We start from the raw sequence: 22,568 nt of genomic DNA on the forward strand, positions 1-22,568 counted from the left end.
TATGAATGGAATAATAGAAGGGATCTACAGTTTCTATGAAGGAATAGGGGCACCAGCAGCATTGTTGCCTCTTCTCCCTTTTCTGACCGTTATCGTGCTAGTATTCGCTATTATTTATACTATTACCAGAGTTCTTGTGAAAAAGAGGATTATCCATACCAAAACGGCAAGTTTTTATTTGTTCGTCTCAGTCTGGATTATTGGCTTTCTGTTATTTACGGTAGGTCCGATGATTTTCTCATTCTATATCAGCTTCAACAAATGGGAGGTTGTTAGCGACCCGAAATGGATCGGTTTGGACAACTACCGCATGTTGTTCAAGGATACTATGTTTTATAAATCGCTGTCCGTGACCTTCTATTACACACTCGTAAGTGTACCCTTGCAGGTCATTCTCTCTTTAGCGATTGCCTTGCTGATGAATTTGAAGCTGCGCGGGATCTATTTTTTCCGTACCATCTATTATTTGCCAACGCTCGTGCAGGGTGTTGCACAAATGGTACTGTTTATCTGGATTTTTAACCCGAATGTCGGTCTGGTCAATTCATTATTGCGTTTGATTGGTATCGAAGGCCCTGGCTGGTTCTCCAGTCCAGATTGGTCAATGCCGGCAGTCATTATCATGAGTCTTTGGACGGTCGGTGGCAATATGATTATCTATCTGGCCGGTCTTTCGGATATTCCACAAAGCTTGTATGAGGCGGCTGAGATTGATGGAGCAACGGCAGCAAGAAAAGCCTGGCATGTGACGCTACCACAGATTTCACCGATATTATTTTTCAACACCGTTACAAGTATGATTGGGGCATTCCAGACCTTTACCCAAGGTTTCATGGTTAACGGCGGACCTGATAATTCGTTGTTATTTTATGCCTACTATTTATATCAAAATGCCTTTATGTGGTTCAAAATGGGTTACGGTTCGGCCCTGGCTTGGGTACTCTTTGTGATTATTCTCGTGTTCACTGCGCTCGTATTCCGCAGCAGTGCATTATGGGTTTATTACGAAACAGAGCAAACCGGAAGGAGGAAGCGTCGTGTCCATAAAAAAAGAGCGTAAATCTGCTCACAAAAAGGTGCATTGGCTGGCCTATATATTGCTGCTAATCGGAGCCGTTATGTTCCTGTATCCCTTTCTGTGGATGGTTTCTGCCTCGCTAAGGAGTCTGGAAGAGGTTGCAGTTTCAGGAATGAGTATATGGCCTGATAACTGGCGCTGGGATAATTATGCGAAGGCGCTTACCGCGTTCCCGTTTGGTCGTTATCTGGTCAATACTGTAATTACAACGGTGTTCCCGATCGTGGGTACGGTTCTTTCTTCATCTATTGTGGGCTATGCCTTTGCCCGCTTGAAGGTGAGGGGAAGCGGGATCTTGTTCGTACTAGTGCTGTCAACCATGCTGCTACCGGGCGAGGTTACGATGATTCCGCAATTCATTCTGTTCAAGAATCTGGGCATGCTGGATACGCTATACCCGCTGATCGTTCCGACCTTCTTTGGATCGGCGTTCTATATCTTTTTGCTACGTCAGTTCTATTCCCGGCTACCCGTCGCATTGGAGGAAGCAGCGATCATCGACGGTTGCGGTTACTTTAAAATTTGGTGGAAGATTTTCCTGCCGCTGTCCAAACCGGCTCTAATGGCGGTTGGCGTCATGGTCTTTATGGGCTCCTGGAACAACTTCATGGGACCGCTGATTTATATCAACAGCGACAAATGGAAGACACTCACGCTCGGTTTGGCGGGTTTTCAGGGTACTTATGCCACAGATACCAACTTGTTAATGGCAGCTGCTGTCGTAATCACTTTACCGTGTATTCTATTATTCTTCACCGCGCAAAAAGCGTTTATGGAAGGTCTGACCTTCTCAGGTTCCAAGGAAAGTTAAACCGAAAAAGGACAGGAGTGACTTTGACATGCCTTATGAGAGAGAGGTAGAATCCCAAGCTGGTGCAGTAACTTTTCAATCTTCCGATAAGGAGTTGAATGAAGGTTTTGTTTGGGCCAAACGGCAGGCGCTGGAATATGCCCACTTTGGTGAAGATCCCGTCGGGCTATGGTACGAAGCCGCTCTTCCAGCCAGAGAAGCATTTTGCATCCGTGATGTCATGCACCATAGCACCGGAGCTGCTGTTCTTGGGCTTCGTCTCCATACCAAGAACATGATCATGCAATTTGCCGAAAATATTGCCGAGTCACGTGACTGGTGTACCTACTGGGAGATCAATAAGGACAATGTTCCTGCCCCAGTCGATTATGAAAGTGATGAGGATTTTTGGTATAATCTCCCCGCGAATTTCGACATTATTGATGCCAGCTTACGTCAATACTTATGGACCGGCGATACTTATTATTTAAATAATAGTAAGTTACTGGATTTCTTTAGTTTGACTTTAAATGAATATACGAACACTTGGGATAAAGACGGAGATGGAGTATTGGAATATTATCCTGAATACGGACGCAGGGGCCTGGCTACCTTCAACGAGGCTGGACATCAGCCTTTGATAGGTGGTGATATGATTGCTGCTCAAATTGCCGGTTACCGTGCATTTGTCCATCTTGCCCGTCTCAGGGGCCAAACGGAGATAGCGGAAGTGTACGCCACCAAGGCGCAAGACCTGAAACAGCGTTATGAGCAGGAATGGTGGAACGAGGAGGAGAGGCGCTTCTTCGGCGCCAAGCTGCAAGATCATTCATTCCTAACAGGCTATAATGCAGAAGGGACATTTCTCCCTCTCTATTACGGGGCAGTCAGTGACCCGGAGAAACTTCTTAAAGCGCTTGAGGATGTCAAGATCCATCGTGTTGCTAACGTTGAAGGGAAGACTTACTTGCCGGATATTTTTTATCAGTACGGTCAAAATGAAGAAGCCTTTTTTGAACTGAAAGAGCTGGTAGATCCATCATTGGAGCGACGGGATTACCCGGAGGTATCTTATTGCGTAATAGGTTCCATCGCCGCAGGATTGATGGGAATTACGGGAAACGGTGCATCCGTAATTAGCACCTTGCCAAGACTTACGCATTCACTGGAATGGGCGGAAATGGGTAATATCCCTATCCTTGATCGGAACATTATGGTTAAACATACGGGAAATACAGAGAGTGAAGTGACGCTGTTATCTGGAAAACCTTTTGTCTGGAAGGCTGCTTTCCCTGTAAATACCGAGACGTTATACCACAACGGCATAGCTGTTGCTGCCGAGCAGGAAACAACCGAAGGTGGAGAACAGATCAGCTTTATTTCTGTAAAAGTGGCTGAAGATGAGATTCACCGTGTTTCCATTGCACAGGAAGGTTAAAATTCAAGATCTCTAGTCTTCCGATGGAAGACAATGATCAGTATGATGATGGGGTTTCTGTCTGCTGCATAAGCGGATAGAGCCCTTTTTTTGATGATTGCCTCAAAAGCCTTGTCAATACACAAAGAGTTGAATACCTTATGACATAACACAAAAGAGGAGGAGATTACATGAGTGAAGTAGGATATGGAAATGTTGGAGGTCTTGGTGGATACGGTGGTTTCACATCCATCGGCGCAATCCTTGTTCTGTTCATCTTGTTGGTCATCATCTCTAAAGCTTTCCTGGTTTAATTCCTTTAGCATAATAACAACTCTGCTGGCATTACGCTGGCAGGGTCTTTTTGTCATGATCACAATTTGAAAGCGTTTGACATATTGAATTATCAATCTATACTTATGGAGTTATGCATTCAACATAGAATGGATGAAGTTAAGGAGAATAGGTTGGAATGACACTTAAAAAAAGAATCTTTTTGCTGTTTTTTCTCAGTGCGTTTATTCCCTTCATTAGTATAGTTGCGATTTCCTATTACACCATTGATTCCATTTTTGCGAACAAGATCGATGATGGCATTCGGAGCAATTTACAGCAGGTGACTTCCTCACTGGAGAATTCGATCACCAACCTGAATCATGTTACTCAGCAATTATCCTACAGTGGTACATTAGGCAAAAAGTTGGATGAGGTGTTGAAGCCATCCTCCAATATATTTGAATTGATTGAAACTCGGGATGAACTAAAGAGCGAATTAAATGTCGTAACGTTTACCAACCCGAATATAGGTTTGACATTGTATTATTTTCAGAAGGATGGCTCCACACAGTTTGGGAATTTTCCCATAAAGGATCGTTTTGCACCCGAATCTTTGCCTGTACTCTCCAAAGCATATGGGATTACCTACTATGGTCCTCATGTCAGTATGAACCGGTTTGATGATCAGCTCGTCTTATCCGCCATGCGGAAGGTAAAATTACCCCAGAGGGACGATGTGTATATTTACGTTGAATCCGGTTTTCACCTTGCACAGGATATATTGGGTTACAATCAGTACAAAGGAGATTTATCCCACTTGATCCTCGATGGAGAGGGGAATATTGTGTATAGTGAGATTCCGGAAGCGATGAAAGTCGGGGAGAATTTCTCCAGCTTATCGAATGGTGCAGCATCCGACGGAATAGCTCGCGATTATCATTGGTTCAGACAGGGGTCCACTCAGAACTGGAGCGTTGTGTCGGTGATCTCGCAGGCTAAGTATCAACAGGAAAAAAACCAGTGGTTGCTTCAAATATTGCTGGTCGCTTTATTTTTCCTGGGCTTTACGGTATTTCTGGCTTGGCTGCTGTGGAAGATGGTTTATAAACCTCTCGGTCTGTTCCACTCGGAGATCAACGGCATGTCTCAAAATCCTCAAACAACTGGTAACCAGACCCGCACGCAGATTCCGGAATTTGATTTTCTGTTAGGCGAATTCTCGAATATGCAGCATCAAATCGGTGACCTCTTTAAAGAGGTGCAGCAGAAAGAGAAAATTCGTGCAGACCTTGAAGTAGAGAAGCTGCTGTACCAGATCAATCCTCATTTTTTGATGAATACGCTGGATACGGTCCACTGGCTGGCAGTAATGAATGGACAAGGGGAGATCGACAAGCTGGTGCAGTCCCTGAATAAGCTGTTGTATTACAATTTGGGTAAATTAGGACAGGTTTCCACGATGGAAGAGGAAATTGACGCGCTTAGACAGTACTTGATCCTGCAGCAAATTCGCTATGATTTTGAATTTGATGTGCGTATTTCGGCTGATGAACAAGTGCTTCAAATACCTGTACCTCGTTTTATTCTACAGCCACTGGTAGAAAATTCACTTTACCATGGACTGAGCGACGAAGGTTTTATTCAAATTGAAGTGACACGCAAAGAAACGCTGAACATTATGATTCAGGATAATGGAGCTGGCATGACGGAGGAAGCGATTGAAAGACTTCTGAACAATCGTGTAGCAGATCATCAAAAAGTAGGGATGGGCATCGGGCTCAATTATGTTCACCGCATGTTACAAGCACAATACGGGGATCAAGCTCAACTGGTGATTGAGAGTGAACTGGGAACTGGCACAAGCATATTACTTATACTTCCGATCAAAGGAGAAGATATCTCGGCATGATTAAGGTATTGATTGTGGATGATGATAAATTGGTGCGAAAAGGAATAAGCTCCGCAATGCCATGGAACGAGTTCGGCATGGAGGTTGTTGGAGAAGCAAGTAACGGGGCTAAGGCGCTGGATTTTCTGGAATCCAACTCGGTTGATCTGATGCTAACGGATCTTGCGATGCCCGTGATGTCAGGCATTGAACTGATGCGCGCTGCAAGGCAGCTATACCCGGAACTTCATATTGTCGTGCTTACTCTTCATCAGGATTTTGATTATATCCAGGAAGCGCTTCGGCTGGGAGCGATCGACTATATAGCCAAAGTTCAGCTTGAGAAGGAACAATTCGAACATGTACTGAATCGAATACATACCCGGATTGGTGAGCTCACGAATACAAGACGAAAGCTGCCGCAGCTAGGTGAAACTAACGTCCATTATCGTAAAGTGTATGCACTTGTTTCACTGGACCGAAAATCTGGTCAGATCTGGCCCATTGGACTCGAATCCGGTACAGATGAGCTCCAATTTGAAGTGGAACGGAACAGCTGGATGTGGGCGGTACCTCAGGGTGAAGAGGATCAGCTATTTGATAGATTGAAGGGATATTTGGATCAAGTTCCTCAAGGTGCGCTACTGGTGTTGTCTGATGTACAGGAACGGACATGGTCGCAAATTCAAAACTGGATTATAAACTATACAGAATCGTCCTTATTTTATGCGTATGAACCCCAAGATCCGGTTATTGCCGTTTCCATGAATGAAGAGGATAAAGCTCCAATAGAACCTCGGGATGAGGACATGGATCGTATTAAACGAAGTTGGTTTCTATCTCCGTGGACGCATAATGATAATTATTATAACCAGCTTGTTGAAGAGTTTAGATCTCTAAGGCTGCAAAAAGGGCAGCTGATGGGATTACTGTACTCCCTGGTCATGGAGTGGAACCATCTTTTCGCACAGACTACACTGGGCAGAATCTCAATGATCCATTCCTTTCAATCCTGGTACGAGGTGGAACAGTGGATCAAGCTGACCTCTGAGAGTATTCGAAAGGCGGATGAACAGGTTTCTTATTCTCAGGAAATGATAGATGGAGTGAAAAAAGCCGTGATGATTATGCAGAATGATCTGGATCAGGCATTTACAGCTTCAGGGCTGTCCCAGCAACTCAATATTAGCAGAAGCTATTTCAGCCAATGCTTCAAGGACATCATGGGAAAAACCTTTAATGATTATTCCCGATATATACGAATGGAGAAGTCTAAAGAGTATTTATTGAACACAAACAACACGATTTTCTGGATTGCAGAGCGGGTGGGTTATACGGATGAGAAATATTTCAGCCGAATCTTTCGCGAACTGACAGGCGTGCTGCCTAGTGAATATCGACAATTAGGCAGAGCGGACAAATAGTGTACGCTCCACACAACCGACTGACAATCCGGTGAAAGAAGGGAAAGCAATGATCAAGAAGATGGCTGTGTGTGTTGTTGTCGTCAGCTTGATTGCAGGGATCGTATTTTTCAGTATTTCATACTTTCGGGAATCGCCAATTGGTCCAACGACAACCGCTCCTGACACAGCTGCCACCGAGCCATTCGGTAAATATGAACATCCCGTTTCCATCCGGTTGGGATATGTGGTTGACCCCACAGGTACGGATCTCTCCGAAGGAGAGACATTAGAAAAGAATATGTGGAAAACGATGATTAAGCAAAACCTCAACATTGATGTTGAGGTCATGTGGCAGGTATCCAAGGAGAATTTTGGACAGAAAATTGATTTGGCTATTGCCAGCAATGATTTGCCAGATGCGATGATCGTTAATCAAGTTCAGTTGAATGAGATGGTCAAAGCGGGAGAAATTGAAGATCTGACCAAGGCATATGCAAGCAGCGCTTCACCTGAGATGAAGAAAATTATCGATAGCACCAATGGATTGGCTCTGGAACAAGTGACCTTTGAAGGGAAAATGATGGCTGTTCCATCTGTGACGGCGGAGGACTTCAGTATGCTCTGGATCAGGCAGGACTGGCTGGATCGTCTTGGATTAAAACCACCGAAAACAGTGGACGAATTGGAAGCTATCGCGAAGGCCTTTGTGGAGCAGGACCCGGATGGGAACGGAAAACGGGATACGATCGGGCTTGCCTCAAGCACAAGTCTGTTTAACGATTTCAACAACAGCGCTTTTGCTTTTGATCTAACGCCAATCTTCGCAGCTTATGGAGCTTTCCCCGGATATTGGCTCGAAAAAGATGGAAAACTTGTATACGGTTCGATTCTACCAGAGACAAGGAACGCTTTGATTAGGCTTCGCGATATGTATGCCAAAGGTCTGCTTGATCCAGATCTGGGCATTCGCAAAGAGCCAGAGGAAACCGTCATTAGCGGACAGGCGGGGATGTTCTTTCAAGGTTTCTTTGCAGGCTACTGGCCGCTCCCAAGCGCTTGGCTGAATGATCCCAAGGCGAACTGGCAGGCTTACGCGCTCCCACTGGATGCAAACGGAGCATTTCGTGTGAAGGTGGATAATCCCTCAAGTTCTTTCCTGGTGGTTCGCAAAGGGTACGCTCATCCCGAAGCGATCATCAAGATAAACAATCTGTACCTCCGTGATGAGTTCAAGTATGGTACGAGTTTTATGCTCAGCCGCAATTTCTTTGCTCCAGCAGATGAAGCACGATTTGAATCCAAAGCCGTGCAGGAGATTCTGGCCGGAACTAAAACCCCAGCTGATTTTAAGGACAAGTCCGAATATAAGCTGCTGGAAAATACAGTTTCGACGATAAAACAAACCAAGCTAAAGCCTTATGATCAACTTGGCATTTCGTATTGGGATCAGCACAACGAGAACTTTATGCGTGGTTATTCACTGCTCGTGGGTGGAAGAAACTTCTTTGATCCGAATATCCATAAAGTTCGAAGCCTTACCTACAAACGCACGCCAGCGGTGGAGAAATTATGGAGCAAATTGTCCAAGCTGGAACATGATACGTTTTTGAAAATTATTTTAGGCGCTGCACCGATCGATTCATTCGATCAATTCGTACAAGAGTGGAAAGAACAGGGAGGCGACCAAGTGACTGCTGAAGTGACTCCTCCACAGAATCAACGCTGAATTGCTAACATAGCTGCAAGAATCCCCACGTTTTTTACTTAATTCGATCATTCATAGCCGGTAGACTCCTGCTTAAGGAGTTTGCCGGTTTTTCTTTGTGCCACACTAGCTATGCTACCCTCACTTATTAACGAGGATAGACAAATGTAAGTCAGTAGGTGAGATAAATGTTCACAACCTCCATGTTGTTCGTTGATCCGAGTGAAAACTGTATACATTTCTCTATCCAAACTAGCGTTTAATCCCTATCTCGATTAAGCTTCTCCAAGTTTTATAATGAAAGCGCAAACAACATGATAGAGAAATAATCAGAACGAAGGGGAGTTGAATTTGATGAGAAATAATTGGTCAATAAAAAGCAAACTGTTGACGAAACGACTGGCAGTGCTGTCCATGTCCGCATTGATGGTTTCCGTCCTTGCAGCCTGTGGGGGATCTTCGAATCCGCCGACTGCTGAGGATGCAGGCCAATATGAGGTAACACCTGGAGATCCGTTCAGTGCTTATAAAGACGAAGTGACGGTAACGATGGGGCGTGTTACGACGGCGAACCCGAAATTACCGGCTGGTGATACATATGAGAACAATGCGTATACCCGTCTGGTTAAAGAATCGTTTAACGCACAAATTAAGGACCAATTTGAGGCTAATGGTGAAGATTACAGTCGTCAGGTCTCTCTTGCAATCGCTTCCGGGGAACTGCCCGATATGATGCGTGTCGATTCCAAGGATGAACTTAAAGAACTGGTTGATAATGATCTAATTGAAGATCTAACGGAAGTATACAAACAATATGCCACCGATAATATCAAGCAAATTTATGACTCCTACGATGGCCGTGCACTGGACAATGCCACGATTGATGGCCGACTGATGGGCCTTCCAGCGACCTCTCTGGACTCCGCACCAACTATGGTTTGGGTTCGTCAGGATTGGCTGGATGTGCTGGGAATCAAACTCGATGCTGACGGAGACGGTGCCATCAAGCTGGAAGATGTAGAGAAAACAGCAGAAGAGTTCCTGAAAAAAGATCCTGGGCAAACTGGGAAACCGGTGGGCATTCCTTTTGTAAACACCTTGAATACGACGGACTATAACGGTTCTGCCTATACCATGCTGGGTGTTGCTTCAACCGAAGGCGCGTATCCTCAATATTGGATGAAGGGTGAAGACGGCAGCATCGTTTACGGTTCGACTACAGAGGAAACCAAGCAGATGCTGGGCGTTATGGCCGACTGGTTCAAGAGAGGTATCATTGACCCGCAATTTGGAACCCGTACATTTGACGATATCACTGCACTGTACACCAATGGTCAGAGCGGAATTGCTTTTGGACCGTGGCACATTCCAGACTGGGGACTTAGCAGTGTGAAACAGATGGATAAACATGCAAAATTCACGGCTTACACGCTGGAGGATGCAGACGGTAAGGTAAACGTGGCACACGCCAATCCATCCGGTCAGTTTATCGTTGTGAGAAAAGGTTATGAACACCCGGAACTCGCGATTAAAATTATTAATCTGTTCTACGATAAATTGGCAAATGACAAAGATGTCGCAACTACCATGCCAGAGGCAGCTAAGTATTTGGAAAGCGGTGTAGACGGTTCAACCAGACCTTTTAATATTGAAGTCAACTCGGCAACATCCCTGTTGGATGATTACTCCGACGTTGTTCGTGGAATTAAAGGCGAGATCGGTTTGGATCAGGTCCGTACAACGGAATCGAAGAACAATATTGGCAGTATCCAAACGTACTTGAAAGACCAGGATACGGATGATGTAACAGCTTGGTCGAAATATCACTCACGTATGAACGGAGTGGGGCTGATCGATAAGTTGACACAAGAAGGCAAATTCAACTGGATGACGCCAGCGTTCTCCGGAACTACACCAAGCATGAAACAGACGTGGGCTAACCTGACCAAAATGGAACAGGAATCCTTCATCAAAATCATAACGGGTGCGGAACCGCTGGATTACTTCGAAACATTCGTCAGCAATTGGAAGAAACAAGGCGGAGACCAAGTGATCCAGGAGATCGAAGCTGAGACCACATCCCAAAAATAATTAAGCTAACACTGCTGATAGGCTGCGCTAAGCAGCCTTTCTTCAGGAAAGGGGTTCATCCATGAAGCAGGAAAAATATAAAGCAAGAAACCGCTTGGGCACGGGTGCCATGTATCATATGATGATGCTGCCAGGCATTTTATTTTTGCTGATATTCAGCTACATTCCAATGGTTGGTGTCATTACGGCGTTTCAGGATTACGTACCAGCCAAAGGTATGTTTGGCTCCGAGTTTGTTGGGCTCAAGCATTTTATTTATATGTTCAAGCTGCCGGACATCGGCCAAGTGATCAGTAATACGTTGGTGATTGCCATCGCCAAGATTCTACTTGGAACACTGATGGCCATCATTTTTTCCATTTTATTAAACGAAATCCGCTTTAAATTTGTTAAAAAATCTGTGCAGACCATTGTATATCTGCCTCACTTTTTGTCTTGGGTTGTTCTGGCCTCCGTGGTTGTTAACATGTTCAGCCTGGATGGAAGTGTAAATCAGATTTTAGCCTTTTTCGGCTTGGAAAATATTAATTTTCTCGGAAGCAACACCTGGTTCCAGCCGTTGATTATCGGGACGGACGTATGGAAGGAATTCGGTTATAGCTCCATCGTTTATTTGGCTGCAATTACCTCGATTGATCCCGGCCTATATGAAGCGTCAGGGATAGATGGAGCGAGCTGGTGGAGAAAAGTATGGCATATTACATTACCGGGTATGCTCCCTATTATCCTGCTCATGGGGGTTATGAGTCTCACCAATATTTTGAGCGCAGGCTTCGATCAAATCTACAATCTGTACAACCCGGTTGTCTATGAGTCGGGCGATATTCTGGATACCTATGTATACCGGATCGGTCTCGTTGGCAGACAGTATAGTTTCGGTACGGCTGTTGGGTTGTTCAAGTCAGTGATTGGTATTGTTCTATTATTGTCCGCCAATGAATTGGCCAAAAAATACACCGACAGAAAAATATTCTAAGGAGGCGAAACTTGTGTCTTATTCCGCAAGCCTGAAAGACCGAATGGGCCGGTTTGTCATCTACGCCATCGTTATATTGCTGGCTTTGATCTGCCTCCTTCCATTATGGAATATCGTTGCGATTTCATTCAGCAGCAGTGAGGCCGTATCGGCCAATGCCGTAGGTCTGTTACCCGTTAAGTTTACAACAGCCGCATATTCGAAAATTATTGAGGATGCGCAGTTCTGGCGATCCTTTGGCATTTCAGTTCTACGTGTGGCTCTATCTCTAGTGCTCAACATGATTCTTATTGTTTTGATGGCTTACCCGCTGTCCAAATCGAAAAGGGAGTTTAAGGGCAGAAATATATATATGAATATCATGATTTTTGCCATGCTATTCAGTGGGGGCATGATCCCTAGTTATCTGTTGATCAAAAACTTGGATATGCTCAATACCATTTGGGCGCTTGTACTGCCGGGTGCTGTCCCAATATTCAGTGTCATCCTTGTGATGAACTTCTTCGCCGCAGTACCAAAAGCGCTTGAAGAAGCGGCATTCATTGACGGGGCAAATGCATTGCAGGTCCTGTTCAAAGTGTATGTGCCCGTGTCTATTCCTGCGCTGGCGACCGTATCCCTGTTCAGTATCGTGGGCACGTGGAATGATTTCTTCAGTGGATTGATCTATATGACCAAAGTTAGCAATTATCCGCTAATGACCTATATTCAGTCTCTTAACGTGAATATCGCGGAGCTTCTTCAATCCGGCACGAACTCTGCTCAGCTCAGCAATCTAACTGAGATTTCGAACAAAAATCTAAATGCAGCCAAAATCGTAGTGGCTGTCATTCCGCTGCTTCTGATCTACCCGCTGCTGCAAAAATACTTTGTAACCGGAATTGTTGTGGGGTCGGTAAAAGAATAATAGTGCATGAAACGGAATTTAGATGAGCAGAATCTGGATCAAGAGAAAGGTGGTGCGTGATGGGAAATAAAAATTGGTGGAAAGAAATTGTCGTATATCAAATTTATCCTCGCAGCTTTCAAGATAGCAATGGTGATGGAATCGGGGATCTGAAAGGTATTTTATCCCGACTCGATTATTTGAAGGATCTTGGCATCGGTGCGATCTGGCTGTCACCAGTGTGCAAATCGCCGCAAGATGACAACGGGTATGACATTTCAGATTATCAGGATATCGATCCGATGTTTGGTTCGCTTGAGGATATGGAATTGCTGATTCAGGAGGCAGGCAAGCGGGACATCCGAATAATCATGGATCTGGTGCTTAACCACTCATCCGACGAGCACCCCTGGTTTAAGGAAGCGCGGAAAAGTAAGGATAATCCATACCACGATTATTATGTGTGGAGAGATGGTGTGGAAGGAACACCTCCCAACGATTTAGGTTCAACGTTTGGTGGATCAGCCTGGGAATGGGTTCCCGAGCTGGGACAGTATTACCTGCATCTTTTCTCTGTTAAACAACCGGATCTTAACTGGGAGAACCCCAAGGTACGGCAGGAGATATACGATATGATTCAATGGTGGATGGATAAAGGCGTGGGCGGGTTCCGTCTTGATGTTATCGATCTGATTGGCAAGCAGCCTGACCTCAAAATTACAGGCAATGGGCCAAATTTGCACCAATATATGCGTGAACTCAGTAAAGAGACATTCCAGAAGGGTGATCTGCTAACCGTCGGAGAAACCTGGGGAGCAACGCCCGAAAGTGCCAAGCTTTATAGCAACCCGGACGGCAGTGAACTATCCATGGTCTTCCAATTTGAACATATTAGCCTGGATGAGCAGGAGGGAAAAGGCAAGTGGGATCTCCAGCCGCTGGATCTGCTTCAATTAAAGAAAGTGTTGTCCAAATGGCAGACCGAGTTGAAGGGCGAAGCCTGGAACAGCTTGTTCTGGAATAATCATGATCTTCCGCGGATCGTGTCCCGTTGGGGAAATGACGGGGAATATCGTGTGCAGTCTGCCAAAATGCTGGCTACTCTTCTTCATGGCATGCAAGGTACGCCATATGTGTACCAGGGTGAAGAGTTAGGCATGACGAATGTACGTTACCCTATTGAAGAATACCGTGATATTGAGTTGCTGAATCTGTATAAGGAACGGGTCGAGAATGGGTATGCTGAGAAAGAAGTGATGGAATCCATTTATGCAAAAGGCCGTGATAACGCACGTACGCCGATGCAATGGGATGCTTCCGAAAATGCGGGTTTTACAGATGGAAAACCATGGATTTTGGTGAATCCGAACTACACGGAGATTAATGCGGAAGAATCTATCAATGATCCGCATTCCATTTACCATTACTATAAAACTCTGATTCAGCTGCGAAAAGAGCATGAAGTGATCATCTATGGGGATTATGAACTGTTGTATCCGGAAGACACGAACCTCTTCGCTTACACACGAACACTTGGTGATACCAAATTGCTAGTCCTGTGCAACTTCTATGGCAATACAGTTACGTTTGATATTCCTGAGGAGTTTGGAGAGGATAAAACATTATTAATTAGTAACTATGCGGACGTCCACTCAGAGAATGAACTGAGGCCTTATGAAGCAAGAATGTATCTGCTTGTGTAGTTAGAAAGAGGGTTGAAGGCGAATAGCCATCAACCCTCTTTTTTGACGAAAAGAAGCTTTTGCAAGAAAACGTCAAGCGCCATGGAATGTGAATGCTCGATGAGACGAATGATGGAGAAGCTGCGTTCCAGATGCAGTTGTCTGATTCGCAGTTCTTCAACTTCCCCGATTGCCAGCTCCTTATGAACAATCCATCTGGATACCATTGCAATTCCGAGTCCCGCAGCAACTGCTTCCTTCACACCCTGACTGCTAGTGAAGACATAAGACCGCTTAGGGCGAATCGTAGTCTGTTCCATAAAATGATCACTAAACGCGCGTGTTCCCGAACCCAACTCACGAAGAACCCAGACCTGATCCTGAAGCATATTCTGCTCTACCACAACGGAACCGGAGAGGGGGTGACCGGAAGGAGCTACTACGATCATCTCATCCTTCATGTAAGGGATAACGTCAAGGTCTGCCGAGGCTCGCGCTTCACCCTCCACAAATCCGATATCCAGCTGATTTCCCCTAACCGCAGACAGAATCTCCTGGGTATTGCCAATCGTAACCTGAATGTTGACCTGAGGATACTGTGATGCGAATTCTGCCAGCTTCTTAGGCAAAATATATTCACCGATGGTGAAGCTTGCCCCGATCTGAATGCTTCCAGTCACTTCATCCCGCAGCATCTGAATCTCCTGCCGGGCTTCATCGTAGCGGGACTGAATGACTTTGGCATGTCTGTAGAGGATTGCCCCCGCTTCAGTCAGGGACACTTGCTTTGGAGAACGATGCAGTAGCTTGGCTCCCAGCTCATTCTCCAAATTTTTGATATGCAGGCTCACCCCCGGTTGGGACAGGTTCAGCAGTTCTGCAGCCTTGGAGAAATGGCTTTGTTCTACAACGGTAACGAAGACTTTTAAGGCATCAGTTATCATTAGAATTCCTCATTTAAATAGTGTGTTTTTATAGTTATAAGCCTATTGAGCTCATTTTAGCATAAGATACCTAACAAATCATAAGTTTTTATAATGGTTAGGATCGCAGATTCATATTTCACTTCCTTCCTGTCTGCTTCTATAGTGAGGATATACTTTATCCAATAAGGAAGTGTGGAGCTATGATTTTACAGACACAATTGAAATTCGTCAAAAACATAAAAGGTCTTAGGAACAGGGGATTTCTGCAGGGGATCGGACTGACTTTACTGCTCTCGTTTATCGCCAAGCTGCTGGGTTATCTGCCGCTTTTAAATATCATGGGTCAACTCGTTATTGCAATTCTGCTTGGCATCTTGTACCGGGCGGTGCGTGGCGTTCCGCTGACCGCGCAATCAGGGATATCCTTTTCGGGAAAACGATTGCTGCGGTTTGGCATCATCCTGCTGGGTTTGAAGCTGAACCTTATGGATATTGTCCATGCAGGATACAAAGTCGTTGCGCTAGCGGCAATCAATGTTGTTGTCACGATTTTTGTTGTCTACGGACTGAGCAAGTGGTTAAAGATCGACAAACGAATAGGGCTGCTTACTGCTTGTGGAACAGCCATCTGCGGTGCAGCGGCAGTGGTCGCGATTGCGCCACAGATCAAGGCCAAAGATGAAGAAACGGCAGTAGGTGCGGCCACAGTGGCGATACTCGGCACAATTTTCACTTTAGCCTATACATTGCTATACCCGGTGTTGGGTTTAAGTGTGAATGGATATGGCCTATTCACAGGCGCTACACTGCATGAAGTGGCACACGTCATCGCTGGGGCTGCACCTGGAGGGCAAACAGCACTGGATATGGCAGTCATCGTGAAGCTAACTAGGGTCGCTATGTTGGTGCCCATTGCCCTGATCATTGGCTTGTGGAGTGGACGACAAGCGCGTGGGGGAGAGCAAAAATCATCTAAAGGAATCCGGTGGCGTGAATTGCCAGTACCCTGGTTCATTTTCGGTTTTCTGGCTATGAGTGGGTTAAACACGCTGGGTATTATTCCGCAAGAGATGATCTCGGGACTTCTGGTTCTGTCCTATATGTTGCTCGCGATGGCGATGGCTGGATTGGGGTTGGGTGTGGATATTTCAACCTTCCGTCGTCTGGGCAAGAAACCTTTTATGGCAGGATTTCTGGGCTCTATTGTGTTGTCCATTCTAGGCTTTATGCTCGTTTGTGGCTTTGGCCTGAACTAGGTCGTGTGTCCAAAATTAAGTATTCCACTGCATGAATTTAATAAAAAGCACGCATTGACCCTTAGTGGATCAATCCGTGCTTTTTGTTGTTTGAAAGAAGCTGGTCATCAGATCCAGAACAAACACGAAAGGATTAGTATAAATCCATCTCTTGAAAAAATATAAATATTTCCCTCTTTTGGTTCAAAAGTCCGAAATGCACATATGAAAGTCTGGATAACGATGTATTTTCTGTTCGCAAGCCTTAAGGCTGCTCGTAAACATCCAAAAAGGAACATCAGAAGTCCGAATACCGTCTCTAGGGGTCCGATAAGGAGAATTGGAAGCGGTTTATACTTAATCTATTCCAGAGATGACAAATCCAAGCAGAAAATCAAATCAGTTTATCCAAGAAACTCCTCAAGTTAAGTAGCGACCACGCAATACTGTCGTGTAACCATGTTGTTGTATGAGTTTTCTATTTTTTTGTTTTGTACTTTGATAAGGGGGTGATGATCGGCGCAGCGAAAGAATTAGGCAGATCAACCGTCCATTTTCTTTGAAAATCCATTTTGCTAATAACCTGAGGAGGAATTGAATTTGCGCAACAAGTACATTGTGTGGTCACTCGTATTAACGATGCTGATCTCGAACGTATTCCTGACTGTCGGATTTCCATCTCCTGTATCAGCAGCCGAAAGACCGGATCTGGCACAGGGCAAACAGGTTACCGCGAGCGGGTACAACCAAACATACAGCCCGACCAATGTGATTGACAATAACCAAGCAACTTATTGGGAAAGTACCAATAGTGAGTTCCCCCAATGGATTCAAGTGGATCTTGACGCCAACACCAACATTGACCAAATTGTATTGAAGATTCCGACAGTGTGGGAAAAGAGAACCCAAACGATAACCGTGCAAGGCAGCACGAACGGTTCATCGTTCACAGATATCGTAGGTTCTGCGGATTATGTATTTAATCCATCAGTTGGGGAGAACTCGGTGACCATCGATTTTCCTGCTGTCGAGACAAGGTACGTTCGCTTAAGCGTAACGGGCAATTCCGAGTGGCCGGCAGCTCAACTGTCGACATTTGAAATTTACGGCCCAGGCAGTGAGGGACCAACGCTACCTGGCCCCGATCCTGTGGATCCCCCAATCATCCCTACAGAGGGAAGCAACATCGCCATCGGCAAGTCGATGACTGCATCGTCCAGCACTTTATCCTTCGTAGCTGCAAATGCTAACGATAACAATATCAATTCTTACTGGGAAGGGGGCAGCAATCCAAGCTCACTGACGTTGGATCTCGGCTCCAATCATAAGATTACATCCATTGTACTTAAACTGAACCCGGATCCGGTCTGGAGCACCCGAACACAGACCATTCAAGTGCTTGGACATAACCAGGATACAACCACCTTCAGCAATCTGGTTTCCGCCCAATCATATACATTCAACCCGGCTTCCGGTAACACGGTGACCATTCCCGTTACAGCAACGGTTAAACGTCTGCAACTGAACATTACCACGAACTCGGGCGCTCCTGCCGGGCAAATTGCTGAATTTCAGGTATTCGGTACACCTGCACCCAATCCTGATCTGACGATTACAGGTATGTCCTGGTCTCCATCGTCTCCAGTGGAGAACAATGCCATCACCCTTAATGCCATCGTCAAAAACATTGGTTCTGCCGCTTCTCCAGCTTCTAGCGTCAACTTCTATCTAAACAATGAACTGGCGGGTTCCTCACCTGTAGCTACTTTGCAAGCAGGGGCTTCGACTACGGTCTCGCTTAATGCTGGCAATAAATCAGCTGCATCATATACGCTCAGTGCCAAGGTAGATGAGAATAACCAGATTATCGAAGAGAATGAAGGAAACAACAGTTACACACACACCTCTTCTTTGGTGGTTGCACCGATTACAAGTTCTGATCTGGTAGGCACGGTCTCTTGGAGTCCTGGAACCCCTACAGCAAACAGTACAGTAACATTTACAGTTAATCTGAAAAATCAAGGCAACATGGCCTCCGCAGGTGGTGCACACGGAGTTACAGTGGTTCTCAAGAACGCTGCCGGAGCAACGCTTCAGACGTATAGTGGTTCCTATACCGGTACATTAGCACCTGGAGCTTCGGTCAATGTCAATGTAGGTACCTGGACTGCTGCAACTGGTAACTACAATGTGACAACTACCGTAGCAGTGGACAATAATGAAGCTCCGGTCAAACAAACGAATAACGTCGTTACAACAGGTTTGAACGTATATTCAGCCCGTGGTGCAAGCATGCCTTATACCCGGTATGATACGGATGATGCTACGCGGGGTGGCAGTGCCACACTGAAATCCGCACCGACCTTTGATCAGGCTCTGACGGCTTCGGAAGCCTCTGGCCAGCGCTATATCGCTCTTCCTTCCAACGGTTCCTATGCACAATGGACGGTTAGACAAGGGGAGGGAGGCGCAGGTGTAACCATGCGATTCACGATGCCGGATTCCACAGATGGCATGGGTCTTAACGGCGCACTTGACGTCTATGTTAACGGGACCAAGGCCAAAACGGTTCCTTTGACCTCCTACTACAATTGGCAGTACTTCTCCAGTGATCATCCGGGGGATACACCAAGTGCAGGACGTCCGTTGTTCCGTTTTGATGAAGTGCACTGGAAACTGGATACACCTCTAAAAGCTGGAGACACCATTCGTATTCAGAAAAACAATGGAGATAACCTGGAATACGGTGTGGATTTCCTCGAAATCGAACCCGTTCAAGCGGTAATCCCGCGCCCGGCTAACTCCGTCTCTGTAACCGATTTCGGTGCGATTGCAAATGATGGAAAAGATGACCTTGCCGCATTCGAAGCGGCGGTCCAATCCGCGGTATCTACAGGCAAGACTCTATATATCCCTGAGGGCACGTTCCATCTGGGCAATATGTGGAAAATTGGTACGCCGACAAATATGATTAACAACCTTACCATTGTAGGTGCAGGTATCTGGCATACGAACATTCAGTTTACGAACCCTAATGCAGCTTCAGGCGGGATTTCTTTCCGTGTGCAGGGCAAGCTGGATTTCAGCAATATTTATATGAATTCCATGCTGCGTTCGCGCTATAACGAGAATGCAGTTTACAAAGGATTTATGGACAATTTCGGTAAAAATTCAAAGGTTAGCAACGTATGGGTTGAGCACTTTGAATGTGGTTTCTGGGTAGGGGATTACGCCCACACACCTGCAATCATTGCCGATGGCCTAGTGATCGAGAACAGTCGTATTCGGAATAACCTTGCTGACGGTGTCAACTTTGCCCAAGGCACGAGCAATTCGACTGTACGGAACAGCAGTGTCCGCAACAATGGTGATGATGGTCTTGCCGTATGGACCAGCAACGTGAATGGTGCTCCTGCTGGTGTGAACAATACATTCTCGTTCAACACGATTGAGAATAACTGGCGCGCAGCAGGCATTGCATTTTTTGGTGGCAGCGGACATAAGGCAACCAACAACCTGATTGTTGATACGGTTGGTGGTTCGGCGATCCGGATGAACACTGTTTTCCCTGGATACCATTTCCAAAATAACACAGGTATTCTGTTCTCCGATACAACGATCATTAACAGTGGCACAAGTAAAGATCTGTACAATGGTGAACGCGGAGCTATTGATCTGGAAGCTTCCAATGATTCCATCAAGAACGTAACGTTTACCAATATTGACATCCTCAATACGCAGCGCAGTGCTGTTCAATTCGGGTACGGCGGCGGTTTCCAGAACATTGTGTTTAATAACATCAACATTAATGGTACTGGTCTGGACGGCATTGAGACATCTAGGTTCACAACCCCGCATAAAGGTGCAGCAATTTACACCTATACGGGTAACGGTTCTGCCACCTTCAATAATCTGACAACAAGCAACATTGCCAACCCTAATGTGAATCAGATTCAAAATGGCTTTAATTTGATCATTCAATAAAATTTATATCAAACAAAAGCAGGGAGCTCAACGAGCTTCCTGCTTTTTTGTGTGAAGCAGGAGTAGGTACGGGTGAACATTGATCCGGATCTGAAATATCGAAAAATAGCCGCGCAAGTAAGTTTTTAACATGCCCCATATTTGCTTCTGTAGTGACTTAATGTGACAAGAGGCCAAATATATGTATAGCTGTGATAATGGGAATAAAAATTCCCGGGCAGACCAGCTCCTGTTGGATAAGTGGTTCTCCAATCGTTCTCATGTATTGATGCAATAAGCCTTAGAATGCCTTTATTTATTTCGGGTGTGGGTTTGGGTTGGACTGCAATTAGTGCGTCAAGTGCCCAAGCGGTCTGAGAAGGGGTGCTTTCCCCTAATGGCACATAGTGCAGGAGTCGGTCACTCTGGCAGGATTCTCCCCAGCCACCGTCAGAGTTCTGGATGCTTAAGAGCCATTTGGCTCCTTTTTGCACGGTATCATGGCTTGCAGGTAGCCCAACTGCCGTAAGACCGGTTAATGCTGCCCAGGTACCATAGATATAACATACGCCCCATCTTCCGTACCATGAGCCATCTTTCTCCTGGTTTCGAATGAGCCATTTCGTTCCACGATTGATCCATTCATGCTTGGTGTCAAGCCCGGCAAAGTTACCGAGGTACTCCAAGGTACGTCCCGTCAGGTCAGCTTCGGAAGGGTCTGTAGCCGCAGATTTGGCACCGTCGATGGCAAGCCAGGTGAGCATCTCCTTGTTTGTATTTTTTTCGAATGCCGGCCAGCCGCCATCTTTATTTTGCATGGACAGAACCCAATTCAGTCCGCGATTCCAGGATTCCTGAAACGTTGGAAGAGTAGTGGACAAGCTTCGGATAGCCCGTAAAGCTGCTGTTGTATCATCCACGTCTGGATTGATTGTATTCGACTCCGAAAATCCCCATCCTCCAGGGGCTGTATTCGGATTATGGATGCTCCAGTCGGCTGTTTTATCTTGCTGACGGGAGAGCAAATAGGAGGCCGCGAGCTGAATAGACTTATGGTCATCGGTGACAGAAGCCTCCTGCAATACGTAGGTGATTAATGCCGTATCCCATACGGCAGATGGGGAGTTTTGAATCGTTGTTTTACCTCCTGAAGAACGGCACTGCATTGCCGTGAGTCCGGTTATGGCTTTTGTAATCAGAGGGTGCTGCTTATCGTATTTTAGGGCCAATAGGGCAAAGATCATGAGAATTGTACTACTGGCGTAGCTGTATAATGTGCCATCAGATTCAACCCGCTCTATCATGAACTGTTCCGCCTTCATTCGTGCAGTGTCGTGGATGTGGCGTGGGTTACCGAGCAGTCGGCTTCTCCCGCTTAGAATGTCGTCCTGCATTTCCTGATATCCCTGAACAGTTGGCTCATTTTCCACATTTCGTAAGTCGGTCAGATCAGACAGATCGGGGGCATGGGGGGCTGTAAGAGCGAAACGTAAGTCTGCCATAATGAGCATGGGAGTGAGGTGAACTCTGGAATATCCGGAAAATTCAAAATAGTTGATGGGAAAATAGGTAGGGAACATCAGTATCTCCAGGGGGATCATAGAGATGGATAAAGGCCATTTCATTTGTCCAGTAGCGGCAAGTATCGCTTTGGTCAAAATGCTGGTAACTTTCCCGATACCTCCTTTGGACTGAATATACTGTTTGGCCCGCTGGATTGGCTCGTCCGTACTCTGTCTGTACCCGGAGTATAGCAGGGCGTAGTAGGCTTCAACTGATGCGGATAAATTTCCACCCTCTTCATCGGCGTACAATCTCCAGCATCCATCGTGTTGCTGTTCGTTAAGGATACGGTCATGTAACTCCCGGATCAGCACTTCATTTGGGACTTCCAATATCCGAAAGAGAATGATGACATAAGCATCAATTACCGTCCCGTTCTCAAAACAGAAATGCCAGGAACCGTCTTGTCGCTGCTGTTGAAGCAAGGAAGTCGTCATCCGACTTATTTCATCATCAATTGTGTTCAGTACATGGCTCATTTCGCGGATACCTCCAGAGTACGTCATTTATGTATTATATGATGGCAGACTGGGGGAAATGAGGAGCAGAATGACCGTAGAATCCAGTCCATTTCAGGGTTTTCTACAATTTTAAATAAAAAAATAAAATTTAGTGTTGAAATTTTTTCCAATAAAGTGTATAAATATCTTTGTTAACGCTTACAAGATTTTGATCTATATCTTTCT

General features: G+C 45.6%; 15 protein-coding genes. 13 read left to right on the top strand and 2 right to left on the bottom strand.

What is annotated here, in order from left to right:
• Position 1 precedes the first annotated feature (1 nt).
• From HP548_RS21105 to HP548_RS21155, 11 genes are all read left to right on the top strand, one after another.
• Entirely contained in the window at positions 2–1,060 is a 1,059-nt protein-coding gene (locus HP548_RS21105) for a carbohydrate ABC transporter permease (protein ID WP_175382736.1), read from the top strand.
• Entirely contained in the window at positions 1,038–1,889 is an 852-nt protein-coding gene (locus HP548_RS21110; protein WP_175382737.1) for an ABC transporter permease subunit, read from the top strand. The genes HP548_RS21105 and HP548_RS21110 overlap by 23 nt, the downstream gene beginning before the upstream one ends.
• A 28-nt stretch (positions 1,890–1,917) precedes the next feature.
• Positions 1,918–3,306, top strand: coding sequence for an MGH1-like glycoside hydrolase domain-containing protein (locus HP548_RS21115; protein ID WP_175382738.1), 1,389 nt, complete (start codon positions 1,918–1,920; stop codon positions 3,304–3,306).
• Positions 3,307–3,476: 170 nt separating this feature from the next.
• Complete coding sequence (locus tag HP548_RS21120) at positions 3,477–3,599, top strand: sporulation protein YjcZ (RefSeq protein WP_079697598.1); 123 nt, start codon at positions 3,477–3,479, stop codon at positions 3,597–3,599.
• Positions 3,600–3,757: 158 nt separating this feature from the next.
• Positions 3,758–5,470: a sensor histidine kinase gene (locus tag HP548_RS21125; RefSeq protein WP_175382739.1), complete on the top strand. Its 1,713-nt coding sequence runs from the start codon at positions 3,758–3,760 to the stop codon at positions 5,468–5,470.
• On the top strand, positions 5,467–6,873 hold the full coding sequence (locus HP548_RS21130; RefSeq protein ID WP_076288427.1) for a response regulator transcription factor: 1,407 nt from the start codon (positions 5,467–5,469) through the stop codon (positions 6,871–6,873). The genes HP548_RS21125 and HP548_RS21130 overlap by 4 nt, the downstream gene beginning before the upstream one ends.
• 49 nt (positions 6,874–6,922) lie before the next feature.
• Positions 6,923–8,581: an extracellular solute-binding protein gene (locus HP548_RS21135; protein WP_246318148.1), complete on the top strand. Its 1,659-nt coding sequence runs from the start codon at positions 6,923–6,925 to the stop codon at positions 8,579–8,581.
• Positions 8,582–8,914: 333 nt separating this feature from the next.
• Complete coding sequence (locus HP548_RS21140; RefSeq protein ID WP_175382740.1) at positions 8,915–10,651, top strand: extracellular solute-binding protein; 1,737 nt, start codon at positions 8,915–8,917, stop codon at positions 10,649–10,651.
• Positions 10,652–10,712: 61 nt separating this feature from the next.
• Positions 10,713–11,627, top strand: a complete 915-nt coding sequence (locus HP548_RS21145; RefSeq protein ID WP_175382741.1) for an ABC transporter permease — start codon at positions 10,713–10,715, stop codon at positions 11,625–11,627.
• Positions 11,628–11,640: 13 nt separating this feature from the next.
• Entirely contained in the window at positions 11,641–12,534 is an 894-nt protein-coding gene (locus HP548_RS21150; protein WP_083678829.1) for a carbohydrate ABC transporter permease, read from the top strand.
• A gap of 59 nt (positions 12,535–12,593) precedes the next feature.
• On the top strand, positions 12,594–14,216 hold the full coding sequence (locus HP548_RS21155; RefSeq protein ID WP_175382742.1) for a glycoside hydrolase family 13 protein: 1,623 nt from the start codon (positions 12,594–12,596) through the stop codon (positions 14,214–14,216).
• Positions 14,217–14,245: 29 nt separating this feature from the next.
• On the opposite strand, the gene HP548_RS21160 is transcribed toward HP548_RS21155, so the two are convergent.
• Positions 14,246–15,139 (bottom strand): LysR substrate-binding domain-containing protein, encoded by an 894-nt coding sequence (locus tag HP548_RS21160; protein WP_076288431.1) that lies wholly within the window; start codon positions 15,137–15,139, stop codon positions 14,246–14,248.
• 182 nt (positions 15,140–15,321) lie between these two features.
• Between HP548_RS21160 and HP548_RS21165 the strand changes: the two genes are divergently transcribed.
• Both HP548_RS21165 and HP548_RS21170 read left to right on the top strand, forming a co-directional pair.
• Positions 15,322–16,377, top strand: coding sequence for a YeiH family protein (locus HP548_RS21165; protein ID WP_175382743.1), 1,056 nt, complete (start codon positions 15,322–15,324; stop codon positions 16,375–16,377).
• A gap of 579 nt (positions 16,378–16,956) precedes the next feature.
• A complete protein-coding gene (locus HP548_RS21170; RefSeq protein WP_175382744.1) occupies positions 16,957–20,340 on the top strand; it encodes a discoidin domain-containing protein in 3,384 nt (1,127 codons plus the stop codon).
• A 125-nt stretch (positions 20,341–20,465) separates the two neighbouring features.
• On the opposite strand, the gene shc is transcribed toward HP548_RS21170, so the two are convergent.
• Positions 20,466–22,361 carry a squalene--hopene cyclase gene (shc, locus tag HP548_RS21175; RefSeq protein WP_175382745.1) on the bottom strand — a complete coding sequence of 632 codons (1,896 nt, stop codon included), beginning with the start codon at positions 22,359–22,361 and terminating at the stop codon, positions 20,466–20,468.
• Positions 22,362–22,568: the final 207 nt, after the last annotated feature.

This window comes from Paenibacillus taichungensis, assembly GCF_013359905.1.
GTDB lineage: Bacteria > Bacillota > Bacilli > Paenibacillales > Paenibacillaceae > Paenibacillus > Paenibacillus taichungensis.